This window comes from Paludibaculum fermentans, assembly GCF_015277775.1.
GTDB lineage: Bacteria > Acidobacteriota > Terriglobia > Bryobacterales > Bryobacteraceae > Paludibaculum > Paludibaculum fermentans.
Map to the genome: position 1 here is coordinate 4191074 of NZ_CP063849.1, position 14977 is coordinate 4206050.

Consider the following 14977-nt stretch of genomic DNA (forward strand, 5'->3'; position numbering starts at 1 on the left):
AGGCTATACCATACGACTGTGCACCCTTGTCCCGTCGGTGCCGCCGCTTGACGGCCGGTAGGATCAAGAAGACTGACTGGGTCATTTACCACATAAGCATACCGATTCCAGCTCTGCGGATCCGCCGGGGTTGCGCGACACAGAAGTGGAGGTTTGTCGGGTTCCTTTTTTGTGGCTCGATTCTGAGCGTATGTGATACGTTCAGTCTAGGAGGCCTCATCATGCTCCAATCCTTGCCGGATTTGGAAGATCAAAAACGCGCCCTGGCGCGCGCCATCTCTGCGTTGGGCGATTTCCGGCCCGGGTCCATCACCGGCATCGTCCGCCGCTGCGGCAAGCCCACTTGCCATTGCGCACGTCCCGGCGATCCGGGACACGGTCCCAACCTGCGTCTCACCTATAAACTCCAGGGCAAGACCTTCACCGAATCCCTGCCAACGCCCGTCGCCGTGCGGAAAGCCGAAGCCGAGATCGCCGAGTTCCGCAAGTTTCAGGAACTCAATCACGCCTTCGTGCAAGTCAGCGAGCAGATCTGCCGCCTGCGGCCGGTGCAAGAGACTCTCACGCCGCAGGAAAAAAAACGGCCGATGCGATCCAGAGCGAAGTCGCCCAGGAAGTAGGCCGTCTGCTGCAGGTCGTCTTCAGCGGCCTCCGCAAGTCCGAGCGAGTCGATCTGGAGGCCGTCGAAACACTGGTGCGCCGATCGATGCACCGTGCCGGCGCCACAATGCTCGGACGTCTACTGTCGGAACCGGCAGCCCCGACGGACCGCCCATCATGTGGGTGTGGACACCGGGCGCGCTATCACGATACCCGCGCGCGCCAGTTGTTGACCATGCTGGGGCCGGTCGAATTTCAGCGCGGCTACTATCTCTGCCCGCATTGCCATCAGGGCCAGAGCCCGCGCGACCGGGAACTGGACGTGGAAGGCACGGGGTTCTCGCCCGGTGTGCGGCGCATGATGGCCGCCGTGGGCTCGGAGACCAGCTTCGAGCAGGGCCGCGAGCAGTTGGAGCTGCTGGCCGGATTGGAAGTAACCTCCAAGTCCGTCGAGCGCCAATCGGAAGCTATCGGCGCCGATATCGAAGCCGGCGACCGGAAAGAGATCCGCCGCGCCAAACAACTGGAACTGCCCGAGGTCTGCACCCTCGCCGTGCCGGTCTTCTACATCGAAATGGACGGCACCGGGATACCGGTGACGGTCAAGGAGAGAGCGGGCCGCGCCGGTAAGACCGAGGGCCAACCGGCTCGCACGCGCGAGGTCAAGCTCGGCTGCGTATTCACCCAGACCACCACGGACGAGGACGGACGGCCCATCCGTGATCCAGACTCGACTTCCTATGTCGCCGCCCTCGAGACGGCCGAAGAATTCGGCTTACGCCTGTACACCGAAGCCTGGCGGCGCGGCTGGAGCGGGGCGCGGCAGAAAGCCGTGCTCGGCGACGGCGCAGTCTGGATCTGGAATCTCGCCGAACAGCACTTTCCTGGTGCAATCCAGATTGTGGACCTCTATCACGCTCGGCAGCACATCTGGGAACTGGCCGCCAAACTCTTCCCCAACGACGAGCGAACGCGCAAACGATGGGCGGCCCTCTGTGTGGACCGACTCGATACAGGCAAGATCGAAGCGTTGGTGAAGATCCTGCGGCAGCTGCGCCCGGACAGTGACAAACTCGCCCAGGATGTCGACAACGACGCCGACTACTTCGAACGCAACGCCGAGCGCATGCGTTACCCGAAGTTCCGTGCCCAAGGTCTGTTTGTCGGCTCTGGCGTCGTCGAGGCCGGCTGTCGAACGGTGGTCGGCAAGCGCCTCAAGTGCTCCGGCATATTCTGGACCGTCCGTGGCGCCAACGCCATACTCGCCTTACGCTGTTGCCGACTCAGCAGCCGCTTCGAAGATTACGGGGAATCCCGATCACGCGCCGCTTGATCTTCCATTTTTATGTCGCGCACCCGGCAACTAGCCGAGCGGGCGCCGCGCCGAGATGCCCGAAGCCTCTTGGATTAGATAGGGTCCGAGGGTTTACCAGCAAGGACAGGGGGCGTCTAGTCATCAGTAGTCCCTCAACAGTCAGTGTCACATTCGTGTCGCCTCGTCGAGCAGCTGTCGCTCGGCGCAGCCGGTTTCTAGATTCCGTATCAACGGAGAATACATACTTTCCCTTGAGCTCCATCAGAACAAGTTTTGAGTCAGGCCAATCAATTGCAACCCAATTCGTAAATGCGTAGCAAGGAAGGTTACTGCGGGCGGATGGGCGCCAGCACAACGATCAAATCGGAATCACGAGGATCACCCCGCTTGCATACGTTGGTGACCGACTGTGATTCATATCCATCACTCTCCACGGAACCGGTCATCGTCTCGCCGAACTCCATGAACCGGAAGATTCTTCCTCGACTGTCACTGACAATGGTTTGTTCGCGCGACTTCAACCCCTCATGGGGATCCAAGAATTTCGCCCCAATCAGTGCGCTACCGTCTTTTGCCTTCACCCGGATCGTCAACATGCACCCACCAAGGGGTACCCACCCATCCCCAGAGCAATTGTCATAAGTGATATTGATCCTCCGTGTCTGCATCCAGTACCGCTTCAACTGACCTACGCTTACAGTGCCGCAGAGAACACCGCCGACAGTGAGGCGAACTAAGCCGGAAGGAGCGTCGCAGATCCTCGCGAGCCCCTGTTCGTTCGTCAAGGCGGACATCAACGGCTTCCCACTGTCGTCAAACAGGGAAACCGAAGTAGCCGCGGCGGGGTTGCCGGTCGATGACCTGACGATCACCTCAAAAGCACAGTATTCCCGCTGTTCTTGGCTGCCCCGTAAACTGGGCGAGCTCAAAAGAAACGCGCCCAGAATGAGCCACAATAGTGAACTTCGATTCATTTTATACACTTCTCGTAAGCGGGAAGATTGAAATCCCTATTGCTTGCTTCCTGAGGCGCATTTCCTCCAAGATTAGTGTGCTTGAACTCATGAAGCAGGATGAGTGAAGCGAGGCCTGATGTTGTCAGGCTCACCCCAAGCTCAGCGCTCATTACACCTAGATAATTGAAAGTCTGCGCACTACCGGAAGCTGCGTCCTTCGCATCAATTGCACTAAAATCAAACCAATTGTAATTGTAGTTCACAGAAACAATGTTCCCTTTCGCTTGCGCAGGAGGTGGCGTACCCTGGGCGACCTTCGTCCCGCCATTCGGACCTGGTGTGACGAGCAGCTGTCCTAGGTATTTTTGCTCGAACGAGACCTTCCCAAATGCACCTTGCGCATCTTGGGCAGATTTGAAGCCGAACATCTCGTAGCAGTCCTTTTTCGACAGCGCCTCAGACGCGCCGTTATAGCCCGCCGGCTTCCAAATAGATTCATTGCCGTCTCCTCCCGTTTCTAGGCTAGTCGACCCGCTTCCGCCTACTCCCTCACCCATAGATGCATCGGGCATTAGTTTCGCCGAAACTCCGCTACCGCCAACTGCCTGGGAATTCCCAGCTTGTCCGCCGTTGTTGGTATCTGAGTCACCGTGCAGGGTGTTCGATCCAGCGTCCCACCAATCTAGCCCGAAGGGATCGTAGCGACTGATTGGATCACCAACAACATAGGCATACCGATTCCAACTCCCCGGATCCTCCGGCCCCCCGCTAGCCCGATAAGGATCCGCCGAAGTAAACCGCCCCCAGGCCGACGCATAATACCGGTTCTGAGCATAATCCAACCCGGTATAAACATCCCGCTTATACGTAGTGAACGTCTCGTCCTGATCCACCGTCACCGCCCCCGAGACCTCCCCGTACGGATACACCCGCCCATGCGTCCCATCAGGGCTCCCCAACCGGTCCGGCTTCACGCCCGTCCACCCATTCAGCACCAAGCGCCCGCCGAAGTACACCCGCAGCTTCGCCTGGCACAGGAATGGTGAACCGGACACCGTGCACACTGAATAAGTCCCCAACACCTCGCCGCCTTGGCCATACACTGTGTACGTCCAGTTCCCGCCCTGCAACTTCTTCACCCGCAGGTTCCCTGGACCATACTTGTACGTCTCTGTGACGCTCGGAGTCACAATCTGCGTCATCCGGTTCTCGATGTCATACGACGCCGTCACCGACCCCGACGGCGTCGACCACCCCGTCATGTTCCCATTCGAGTCGTAGCCAAAACCCGCCCCATTCAGCCGGTTCGTCGCCGTATCCACCGTCTGCACCGTCGAAGGAGCCGTCCCCTTCGTCACATTCTGCTGCAGCCTATCGCCGAATCCGTCGTACACGAAAGACAACCCCCACTGCGTCCCCGTCGTGTACGCCGTCGCCAGCCGGCCCAGCGAATCGTACGTGTAGTTCTCTTCTTCCCCCGTCACCCAGTTGTGCTTCTGCGCCAGCCGCCCATCGTTGGCTGTCGACGAGTACCAGTAATTGATGTCCGTGCCCAGGCCCGTCTGCTCCGTCAACTGATTCCGCCCATTGTACTGGAACGTCTCCAACCCCAGGCTCGCACCCGTAGGCAGATCCGTTGTGGAACTCACACCCACCGTAGTCGCACGCATCGACGAAAGCAATTGCCCGGCAGGATTGTAAGTGGCCGAGTTCACCAGGTCCACGCCCGGACCGCTCCCCGACGTCACCTTCTGCAACTGCCCCATCGCATCGTACCCATAGTTCAGGGTCAATCGTTGCGTGAAGATGTCATAGGTGGTGGGGGGTATTCAGACGCCCATAAACCGGGTACACCATCTGGGTCACCTTACCCTCGTTGTCATACGAGTAGTTGACCTCTGGAGTCATAAACGAAGTGCTGCCGAAGTCCGAAATCTTGCTGGTCAGCAGGCCCGCCGATGTGTAGCTATAGTGCTCCGTCACCGCACCCGGAACAGCCACCGCGGCCAGCCGCCCCCATATATTACGCATGGAGGAGTTCGAATCTTCGCGATTCAGCCCAACCCCGCAACTTGGGCTGCTAGCCGGACAAGGTTCTGTTCGGTGATCGGATAATCAGCACCGTTGACTCATCGCTCAGGCTTCACGGTGTCGTTCGAAATCGGAGCAATGTCCGGTCTGTCAGTACCCAGCCTTCCGTCTCATTCAGCAATAGCACCTGCTCGAAATTCGCAGCTCCCTTACCCGACAGGAGGGTCCAACTTCGTCCGCCATCCCGAGTTTCCAACAACCCACCAGACATATCCACGCCCCACCCCGTATAGCGAGTGAGGAAGCCGAAGGATAGAAAATAGCTGGGCTCAGGTGAAGACTGCGATCGAATCGTATGACTTGGTGCCACCTGACACCATGTCCTTGCTCCATCTGTTGTGCGGAAAACTGAGCCATCATCGGCACTCAGGAAGCCATGCGATTCGCTCACCAGATACACAAGCCGAAACGTAGCCTCAGAGCGCTGACTCCTGGATCCACACGCTGGTCCATCCACGCTGCTTCGCTGCCACTGCCTGCCGCCGTCGGTTGTGAATAGCGTGCCCGACTCCATCAAAGCGACACCGTGAGCCTCATCGACGAAAGAGAGACCCGTGATCCGGTAGGTGTCCTCCAACGCCGGTAAGCGCTGCCGTACCCAGTGCATGCCCAAATCGTCGGTGAAGAAGATCGCAGGCTCCAGAATCGACCTGACCCCTTGCGCATCTACGCTGATGGCGTTGTTCGGAGCATCCTCATCAGACTTCGCAGGCCGGTACACCCCCCCGTAGACCCAGCCAACTCGACCGTGCCGCTTGAATTCCAGTCCGTTGATCTCGCCGTGGCCGTGTCCCGCTGGCACTGGGGGAAGCTCGTTCCAGCTTCTGCCTAAGTCACGGGTAAATAGCAAGCTATTTTCACAGAGCACAATGCCGGATTGATCAAACCACTGTGCATCCCAGATACGACGGCATGGGGATCCATTGACCTCAACTCTGACCGGCAACCATGATGCATCGTTCCCCGCTTTGCGCCAAAGCCCGGATCTTGATAGGAGCCAAGGCTCTCCACCATCCGCAAGCTGTATCTTGTGCCATGCGGACAAGTCCGGCAAGTCACTCTCGAAGGTGAGTTCAGTCAATGGAGAAGCCCGCTGAGCTCGCTCGGGCCACGGAAATACAACAACTACCAACGTCGCAAATGTACGCAGCCACATCGTGTGTTTCCTCCCCCGCCCCGCCGGCATGCAGCCACAATGCCCCGTCACCGAACCAGGAACAGCCACCGCGGCAAGCCGCCCCCAGATCGTCCGAGCGGAGGAGTTCAACCCGTCGTGGTCACCCATGGCAAACGGCTCCTCTACGCCCTCAGGGCTTTGTAGTCTGTGGCAGAAGCCCCCGCTAGCCGCGCGACTTCGGCCACAAGCTGTCAGCCATCACGGCCGGGCATCACCGCCCTTTGCCGGCTCCGGCGTCGTCTCCCCCGCCATCCTGACGGCATCCCAGACGCACCACACGCAGTTCACCGCGAAGCCAAGCCAAATCCAATCCCCATCTTCGAGCCCCATCCCCACAGCCAGGCCGCCCCACATCACACTCTGCTCGACGAGAGCTTGAACGGGACGGGTCACTTTCCCTCTGAGAAGGACGGATGTCAGCACGCCAAGCGCCAGGATCGCCGCTGCAATGAGAAACCGCGGGCGACGCCCGTTGGCTTGGAGCAGTCCAGCCGCGGCCGTCACCACGGCAAGGGCCATCAAAACCCAGGTTCGAGTAGTCATCCGCATCACGACCTGCTGATTCCCCAATTACACCTATGAATTCGTGGAAAACCGCCCCCACGAACTCACAGAATACCGCTGCTGCACACAATCCAACCCGCTCCCTACCTCCGCTGATATGTTGTGAATGTCTGGTCCCGCTCCACCAGGCTCTCCCTGTCGCCCTTTCACCGTGCACCCTCTCTCCCTGCTCTTTCCCTTGGCGTGCATCCGGGCATTCGCGCCTTGAGAACAGGACGCGCCTCGTCTGGAAGGTTGGATGACCTCCAAATCTCTTCCTGCTTTCGTTCGATTGTTGGCGACAGGATTCGAGTACATCCAAACGGCTCCCATACGTCGCCGGTCCATGGGTTCACAGCGAAATACTGCACTGCGACCTTCTCAATCGACGGGACGTATACTTGTGCCTGGAGAGTGATGAAGTCGGGGGCCCAGTAGTAAAGCCAGGGCCGCACGGCGATTTTCGTACCTCCGCCGTCGTAGCCAAGACGGGCAAGCGCATCTCGAACGAGATCCGCGGCGGCCGCCTTGCTGACAACAGGATCAAGTGCGAACCCTGCGGGGCTCGCCGCGAGTAGCATGAGTATGAGTGAAATTGCCCTGGTCATTGCTAGTGTGAATTGAGGCAGTCCTGAAAGGTCTTCTCGAAGCTGCCGAAGTAGCTGGCTGAACCGGCGTTTATCCCGTGAGCTACTAGTATACTGGCAAACTGTTTGGGGTCCGTTACGCCGATCAAATACTTCCCGTCAGTTGCAGCGAATGATTTGAACGAGTCCGCGGCACTATTGTAACTCGCCACAAGAGCGTAATAACCCTTGAACCGCCCTTTTGTGATCATTTCGCTTGCTTGCATCCATGGGTGGGTTGAGGACTGATAGGCGTACTTGGGACCCGGCATTCGTGTTCCTGGCTTCCAAACTGTCTCGAGATTAAAGAAACTATTGCCGTTTTTTGCGAAGTCGCCATTCCCCCATCCTGACTCGATCGCCGCAGCCGTTAAGACGTTCGCCTCAGATAGCCCCGTGGCAAGCGCGTCAGCTCCGTGGGCGTCTATCCAGGCCTGGAAGTTAGATGGACACTCCCACGCCGGAGCTTCAGGCTTGTAGGGCTCCGGACTTCCACAATCGAAATCGCTGACTCCAGTGCTCAAGAAATCCATCCCGATCGAACAGCCTCCAGCCCCGCCACCTCCCCCATCTCCACCCAATCCGGAACTTTCCCGGCAGGCTAACTCATCCCACGTGGTGGCCGAGAACATACAGACATTCTCTAAATTGGTGTCGAGAGCAGCCCTATTGGTCCCCTGCCGATCGGTGAAGTTAACGGTGTCACTTCCTACATACGAATACCGGTTCCAGGATCCAGGTTCCTCCGGTCCCCCACTAGCTCGGTACGGATCCGCCGTCGTAAACCGCCCCCAAGCCGACGCGTAATACCGGTTCTGAGCATAATCCAGCCCAGTCCCAACATCCCGCTTATACGTAGTGAAAGTCTCGTCCTGATCCACCGACACCGACCCCGAAACCTCCCCGTACGGATACACCCGGCCATGCGTCCCATCCGGGCTCCCCAGCCGGTCCGGCTTCACGCCCGTCCACCCATTCAGCACCAGCCGTCCACCGAAATACACTCGCAGCTTCGCATCGCACAGGAACGACACCCCACCCACCGAACAGCCCGTGAACGTCCCCAGCGCCTCACCACCCTGCCCATACACCGTGTACACCCACGAACTCCCCTGCGACTTCCTCACCCGCAAATTCCCCGGAACATACTTATACGTCTCCGTCACACCCGGAGTCACACTCTGCGTCATCCGGTTCTCAATGTCATACGAGGCCGTCACGGACCCCGACGGCGTCGACCACCCCGTCATATTCCCATTCGAGTCGTAGCCGAACCCCGCCCCATTCAGCCGGTTAGTCGCCGTATCCACCGTCTGCACCGTCGAAGGAGCCGGCCCCTTCGTCACATTCTGCTGCAGCCTGTTGCCGAATCCGTCATACACGAAAGACAATCCCCACTGCGGGCCCGTCGTGTACGCCGTCGCCAACCGCCCCAGCGAATCGTAGGTGTAATTCTCCTCTTCCCCCGTCACCCAGTTGTGCTTCTGCGCCAGCCGCCCATCGTTGGCTGTCGCCGAGTACCAGTAATTGATGTCCGTGCCCAGGCCCGTCTGCTCCGTCAACTGATTCCGCCCACTGTACTGGAACGTCTCCAACCCCACCTTCACCGTATTGCCGGCTGGCTAGAGAGTGCACATGTGTGGAATCTCCGCCAGAGCCGCACCCCCGTCTGTTCAAATGCTGGTGCGGCTTATCGATAAGTGAAGGTGGCGGCAGCACTCACTTGCACATTTAATAAAATATCTGATTTTCCAAGTGCTTCTGGAGGGCTTAAAAGGTTGCGTAACGCATTCACTCTAACTGGCAATAACTAGTTTACTTCTACATCCAAGATGCGCTTGATAACTAGTCGAGCGGGCGCCGCGCCGAGATGCCCGAAGCCCCTTGGATTGGATGGGGCCCGAGGGTTGACCAGCATGGATAGGGGGGTTCTAGTCATCAGAAGTCCCTCAACAGTCAGTGTCACATTCGTGTCGCCTCGTCGAGCAGCTGTCGCCCGGCGCAGCCGGTTTCTGGATTCCGTATCAACGGGGAATACATACTTTCCCTTGAGCTCCATCTGAACAAGTTTTGAGTCAGGCCAATCAATCGCAATCCAATTCCTAAATGCGTAGCCACTGACATTTATTGTCGGCCCGCAGTTGTTATCGACAAGCCACTCCCCGACCTCGCTGCTGAACTCAGCCTTGATGGTTACAATTGCTCCATTCAAGTCTGATATATTCCTAAGCGCCTCGCAGACCGAATAACTGTGATCCTGCTGCTGAAATGCAATAAGCTGGGAGCACATCAGTAGCGCCGTAATTATAGTTCTCATGGGGCACAATGCTCCTTAATCCAAGCATCATTCGCTATGCTCTCTTGAGTATTGCCACTATCATTTGCCAGGCGGTTTCCACCGTAAATCACATCGTACGCGTGCGCCAGTTCGTGCAAAATTGTAAGAATACGATCAGTATCGCTACCCAGGAACCAATTTGAGCCCAAGCTGTCATTTATCGTGATGGCAGCACCCTGTTCTATCTCTGCGCCTGGCTCTACTATGTAAACCTGAGTCGTGGCGGAAATAGTAGGCTTGGAAATACTGCCATACTGGATCCATCCGTACTCGGTATTACCGGAGGCCAGTGCTTCCAAGAGGACCGCGGGGCTTGGCCCGGTTGCGCCGAAAATGGATGCACACGTCGGATTGGTCCGCAGAATGTGACCGGCGGAGGCAATGGCGTTGTCTTTAAGACCCTGCAATCCGGGTTTTGGATCAAACTTCCTTGGCGGGGTGCTCTGCTCCTCGCCCGGCGCTCCACCAGACCAACCAGTCATCTCGACCGCACCACCCCCAAGTCCCCCGCCCAGGTAACAGCTCCGAGCGGCATAGCCAAATCCACCTATGCCCCCAGCCATATTGAAACAGCGGAATTGGTCCTCTTCGTCAGGAGACATCAGCATTAGGCCCGATCTATCGGTAAAGCTCACCGGATCATTCTCCACATACGCATACCGATTCCAGCTCTGCGGATTCGCCGGCCCCCCGCTAGCCCGATACGGATCCGCCGTGGTAAATCTTCCCCACGAACTCGCGTAATACCGGTTCTGAGCATAATCCAACCCAGTCCCAACATCCCGCTTATACGTAGTGAAAGTCTCGTCCTGATCCACCGTCACCGCCCCCGAAACCTCCCCGTACGGATACACCCGCCCATGCGTCCCATCCGGACTCCCCAGCCGGTCCGGCTTCACCCCCGTCCACCCATTCAGCACCAGCCGCCCGCCGAAGTACACTCGCAGCTTCGCTTCGCACAGGAACGACACCCCGCCCACCGAACAGCCAGTGAACGTCCCCAGCGCCTCGCCACCCTGCCCATACACCGTGTACGTCCACGTCCCGCCCTGATACTTCTTCACTCGCAGATTCCCCGGACCATACTTGTACGTCTCCGTCACGCTCGGAGTCACAATCTGCGTCATCCGGTTCTCGATGTCATACGAGGCCGTCACCGACCCCGACGGCGTCGACCACCCCGTCATATTCCCATTCGAGTCGTAGCCGAACCCCGCCCCATTCAGCCGGTTCGTCGCCGTATCCACAGTCTGCACCGTCGAAGGAGCCGTCCCCTTCGTCACGTTCTGCTGCAGCCTGTTTCCGAATCCGTCATACACGAAAGACAGGCCCCACTGCGTCCCCGTCGTGTACGCCGTCGCCAGCCGCCCGAGTGAATCGTAGGTGTAGTTCTCTTCTTCCCCCGTCACCCAGTTGTGTTTCTGCGCCAGCCGACCATCGTTGGCTGTCGCCGAGTACCAGTAGTTGATGTCCGTGCCCAGGCCCGTCTGCTCCGTCAACTGATTCCGCCCATTGTACTGGAACGTCTCCAGGCCCAGGCTCGCACCCGTAGGCAGATCCGTTGTGGAACTCACACCCACCGTAGTCGCACGCATCGACGAAAGCAATTGCCCGGCCGCATTGTAGGTGGCCGAGTTCACCAGGTCCACGCCCGGCCCGCTGCCCGACGTCACCTTCTGCAATTGCCCCATCGCGTCGTAGCCGTAGTTCAGCGTCAGCCGCGGGAATATATCGTAGGTCGTGGGGGTGTTCAGGCGCCCATACTGCGGATAGACCATCTGAGTCACCTTGCCCTCATTGTCATAAGAGTAGTCAACCGTCGGCGTCATGTACGAAGTCCCGCCGTAGTCGGAAGCCTTGCTCGTCAGCAGCCCCGCCGAAGTGTAGCTGTAGTGCTCCGTCACCGCGTTCGGAATCGATACGGCAGCCAACCGCCCCCAGATGTTGCGGGTGGCAGAACCCGACCCATCGTAGTCATACGTGTTCGTAGTCCGCTGGTTCACGTCTTCCGCCCCAGTCGACACCGGATACCGCTTCACCATCGTCACGCGCCCATACGCGTCATAGACATTCTCGACCTTTTGGTTCTTCGCGTCCACCTTGGTAGACGGCCGTCCCATCGAGTCATATGTGTAGGTCGTGGTGCCCGTCTCCGGTTTCGTCTCCGTCTGCAACCGGAACGCTGAGTCATACCCAAACGTCCGCAACTGCGTTGTCGATCCGCGAGTCATCGATACCTGGGTCAGCTTGTCCGCCATGTTGTACGTGTAGAACGTGTCTAAATCCGCTCCGCCGGCCGGATTCTTTTCCGAAACCTTCGTCAGGTTCCCCATCACATCCACCGTGTGGATCTTATAGCGGCCCGCCGGGTCGGTCACCTTCACCGTGTTGCCAACATAGAGATAAGTCGTGTAGCCGGCATTCAGAGGCGGCGTCACCTTCGTCGTTCGGCCCCGCGCGTCATATTCGTACTGCGTCCAATAGACCGTTCCGCCCGTGACATAAGGCTGAGACACCCGCTTCACCTTGCCCACGGCCGAGCAGGCGCACGGCCCATACTCGGTATCGACAATCGACACAACGGTGCTGCCATTGCCGCGTTCCACCTTCACCGGTCTGCCCAAACCATCGACCGTCGTCCGTACCCACTTCCCATTGGTCGTTGCCGTGCTGGTCGCCAGCGTGGATGAGGGTCCAGCGACAACGGCATTGGTGTACGCGTAATTCGTCACCGCCCCAAGCGCCGACGTGGTGGTCGACGGCCGGGTCATTGAATCATAGGTGAACGCCGCGGTCGCCGAGTTCGGCCCCGTCGTCGAACTCAGCCCCAGAAAGGTATTGAACTGGCTGCTGCTCGCCAGATTTGACTCGCCATTCGGGGTCACCACCGAAGGCATCGTGTAGTGGCTGGCCGACGTCACCGAGTAGTCGACGGCGATCCCGCCCACAGTCTGCGATTTCACGACAGTCCCGCCGATGTTATAGCTAAGGCAAACGGGCGCCTTGCCCAGCACCGCAACATAGGTCACGTTGCCTCGCCACGTCAACGACGTCGAGTACCGTGCATCATGCTCCGTGATATCCGTGACATCGGTCAGGTTCGTGCTGTTCGCCGGGCAACTCCCGGCCGGCCCCGTATCGTAATCGTACGTCGCCGTCTGCACCGTCGTCGTACCCTCGATAATCTCCGACTTCACCAGCAGATTGTTGATGCCGACCCACCCGAGGCCGTACGAGTACGTGTTCTTGTACTTCCGCTTGAGTGTGGGACTGGTCAGGCCGTAGTCGAAGAGACGCTGCTCCGTCACGTTGCCCCAGCCATCCCGGTCGATTTCGACTCTGGAGACCTTCGGGACGCCTGAAGAGTTAGGATCCAACGTCGTGGTCGAACTATTCAGGTAGACATTCCCCTTGATGTCCGTGGTCCAGGTGTCGTCCCGATGCAGCAGAACCGGGTAGGTGAGGGAGGTATCGCGTTGCTCAAAGGCAGTGCTGGCCCCATAGGAAATCGATGTCGCCACATCATCAAGGGTGTAGACGCGCGTGTCCCGCCCGTTCGCATCGCTCACGGTCCTCGCCTTGTGCGCGAACAAAGGCGTGCCGGTATCCGTTGCGGCAATCCCATACGTCAACTGAGTCCCGTTCGGCTGGCTCGTGAGCTTCCGGCTATTCACCTCGCGGAAGGTCTTCCCGTTCCCAAAGAGGAAGTTTGTGTACGCCCACTCAACCACTCCACCATACGGGAACGTAACCTTGGTCAACTCCCCGGCTTGGTTCGTGCCGTACTCGAACAGGTGGGGTACTCCGAGATTCGTGATGTTCACCCCGGTCAATAGGTCCACCGTGGCGAATTGAGCATTGGGGGTGAAAGGCGACTTCAGCGCTTGGCTCGTGCTGTAGCTGAGCGCATACTCCTCGCCCAAGCCAACATTGTTATTGATCTGCGTGAGGTGCGGCAGTCCCGTGCTGGTGTACACGAAATCGTACGATTTGCCGTAGCTGGCGTTCGCCCGGACATCACTGATCCAACTGATGCGTCCGCTCGAATCCGCCAGATTCGTTCCGATACCGGAGGCATAGCCCGCAATGATGTAGTTTCCGTTTCTGTCGTAGAAGGCGGTCGGATAGATCGTGCCGCTATCCGCGACACTTTTCGGCTCCTGTTGGCGTTCGGGGACACCCATCAGGGCAAACCGGCCGAGTCCTTCACTCTGACCGAGTTCGACGTGGCATTTGTGCTCGCATTTCTGGAATACCTGGAGGAGGAGCGGCACAACACGGTCCGCAGCCGGAATGCTCGTCTGGCGTCAATTCGATCTTTCTTGCGGTTTGCTGTCTTGCAGGAGCCGGCAGCATTGCCCACAATCCACCGTGTTTTGGCCATACTGCTGAAACGGTGTGACAAGCCGCTGCTTGGCTATCTGACACGCGACGAGATACAAGCCATCCTGAGCGCCCCAGACACCGCCACGTGGCCGGGCCGAAGGGACCACGCGTTGCTGTTGACGCTCTACAACACGGGCGCCCGCGTTTCGGAAGCCGCCGGAATTACTGTGGCCGATGTGACATTCGAAGGGAGCGCTTCGATTAGAATCCATGGCAAAGGCAGAAAGGACCGTCTCGTGCCGCTGTGGCGCACAACGATGCAACAGATTCGCGAGTGGTTGCCCGAGGTTAATTCCGCGCCGGAGCGGCCGCTGTTTCCGAGCCGTTTCGGGTCGCCATTGACTAGATCAGCGATCACGGAACGACTGCAGCGTGCGGTACGGTCTGCAACCGCGACGTGCCCACAACTAGCGGGAAGACGCATCTCACCGCATACGCTGCGACACTCGACGGCCATGCACTTGCTGCAGTCGGGCGTCGACATCAGCGTGATTTGCTCTGTGGTTGGGACATGAGAGTCCTGCGACAACGCACATCTACGTGGAAGCTGATCTGAAAATGAAGGAAGCGGCACTCAAGGCGGTCAAGCCGCCCGAAACACGCAATGTTCGCTATCGGCCACCAGGCAGATTGCTGCACTTTCTGCAGAGCCTCTGATTATGTGCAGCCGGCGCCTATGCCGACCAGCACAGTTCGTGTCCAACTGCCGCGACCATGCCCTTCACAGGACTCACGCTGGTTTGGGCCGGATCCGAACTTCACATAATCGCCGACTGAGCATAATTGCGCTTATGTGCAGTTGCACATAAGCGGAAGAACTGGATCCACCTGGGAAGCGCAAAGGCGGGGCCGAAGGTGGCGGCGATTCTGTCGGTGGTAGAAACCTGCAGGCGGCTGGGCGTGCCGATCCGAGAGTACCTGGCTGCCGTACTACCGGGCTTGAAC

Annotated in this window: 11 protein-coding genes; 3 read left to right on the forward strand and 8 right to left on the reverse strand. The window is 58.7% G+C overall.

All coding sequences use genetic code 11. The features are described 5' to 3' along the window. Positions 1-221: 221 nt before the first annotated feature. A complete protein-coding gene (locus tag IRI77_RS16380; RefSeq protein ID WP_194453115.1) occupies positions 222-620 on the forward strand; it encodes a DUF6788 family protein in 399 nt (132 codons plus the stop codon). Between the two features lie 8 nt (positions 621-628). Next, entirely contained in the window at positions 629-1933 is a 1305-nt protein-coding gene (locus tag IRI77_RS16385) for an ISKra4 family transposase (RefSeq protein WP_228486836.1), read from the forward strand. 308 nt (positions 1934-2241) lie between these two features. Here the strand turns inward: IRI77_RS16385 and IRI77_RS16390 are convergent, their stop codons facing one another. The 8 genes from IRI77_RS16390 to IRI77_RS16425 form a co-directional block, all read right to left on the reverse strand. Continuing rightward, positions 2242-2889: a hypothetical protein gene (locus tag IRI77_RS16390; RefSeq protein ID WP_194453117.1), complete on the reverse strand. Its 648-nt coding sequence runs from the start codon at positions 2887-2889 to the stop codon at positions 2242-2244. Beyond that, positions 2886-4664, reverse strand: coding sequence for an RHS repeat-associated core domain-containing protein (locus IRI77_RS16395; RefSeq protein ID WP_194453118.1), 1779 nt, complete (start codon positions 4662-4664; stop codon positions 2886-2888). Before IRI77_RS16395 ends, IRI77_RS16390 begins: the two co-directional genes overlap by 4 nt. Positions 4665-4680: 16 nt before the next feature. Continuing rightward, positions 4681-4902 carry a hypothetical protein gene (locus IRI77_RS16400; protein WP_194453119.1) on the reverse strand — a complete coding sequence of 74 codons (222 nt, stop codon included), beginning with the start codon at positions 4900-4902 and terminating at the stop codon, positions 4681-4683. Between the two features lie 112 nt (positions 4903-5014). Next, positions 5015-6118 carry a WD40/YVTN/BNR-like repeat-containing protein gene (locus IRI77_RS16405; RefSeq protein WP_194453120.1) on the reverse strand — a complete coding sequence of 368 codons (1104 nt, stop codon included), beginning with the start codon at positions 6116-6118 and terminating at the stop codon, positions 5015-5017. Positions 6119-6337: 219 nt separating this feature from the next. Further along, the gene (locus IRI77_RS16410) at positions 6338-6682 is read right to left on the reverse strand and encodes a hypothetical protein (RefSeq protein ID WP_194453121.1); all 345 of its coding nucleotides are present in this window, start codon (positions 6680-6682) and stop codon (positions 6338-6340) included. Between the two features lie 610 nt (positions 6683-7292). After that, entirely contained in the window at positions 7293-8903 is a 1611-nt protein-coding gene (locus IRI77_RS16415) for an RHS repeat-associated core domain-containing protein (protein ID WP_194453122.1), read from the reverse strand. 215 nt (positions 8904-9118) lie between these two features. Then, positions 9119-9625 carry a hypothetical protein gene (locus IRI77_RS16420; RefSeq protein WP_194453123.1) on the reverse strand — a complete coding sequence of 169 codons (507 nt, stop codon included), beginning with the start codon at positions 9623-9625 and terminating at the stop codon, positions 9119-9121. After that, a complete protein-coding gene (locus tag IRI77_RS16425; RefSeq protein ID WP_228486764.1) occupies positions 9622-13920 on the reverse strand; it encodes an RHS repeat-associated core domain-containing protein in 4299 nt (1432 codons plus the stop codon). Before IRI77_RS16425 ends, IRI77_RS16420 begins: the two co-directional genes overlap by 4 nt. Between IRI77_RS16425 and IRI77_RS38655 the strand changes: the two genes are divergently transcribed. Then, positions 13882-14547: a tyrosine-type recombinase/integrase gene (locus IRI77_RS38655; RefSeq protein WP_407674117.1), complete on the forward strand. Its 666-nt coding sequence runs from the start codon at positions 13882-13884 to the stop codon at positions 14545-14547. The two genes, IRI77_RS16425 and IRI77_RS38655, sit on opposite strands and share 39 nt — an antisense overlap. Positions 14548-14977 lie beyond the last annotated feature (430 nt).

Coding starts and splice junctions, on each gene's coding strand:
- IRI77_RS16380 (WP_194453115.1), top strand. CDS start 222: ATGCTCCAATCCTTGCCGGATTTGGAAGATCAAAAACGCGCCCTGGCG.
- IRI77_RS16390 (WP_194453117.1), bottom strand. CDS start 2,889: ATGAATCGAAGTTCACTATTGTGGCTCATTCTGGGCGCGTTTCTTTTG.
- IRI77_RS16400 (WP_194453119.1), bottom strand. CDS start 4,902: ATGCGTAATATATGGGGGCGGCTGGCCGCGGTGGCTGTTCCGGGTGCG.
- IRI77_RS16405 (WP_194453120.1), bottom strand. CDS start 6,118: ATGTGGCTGCGTACATTTGCGACGTTGGTAGTTGTTGTATTTCCGTGG.
- IRI77_RS16410 (WP_194453121.1), bottom strand. CDS start 6,682: ATGACTACTCGAACCTGGGTTTTGATGGCCCTTGCCGTGGTGACGGCC.
- IRI77_RS16420 (WP_194453123.1), bottom strand. CDS start 9,625: ATGAGAACTATAATTACGGCGCTACTGATGTGCTCCCAGCTTATTGCA.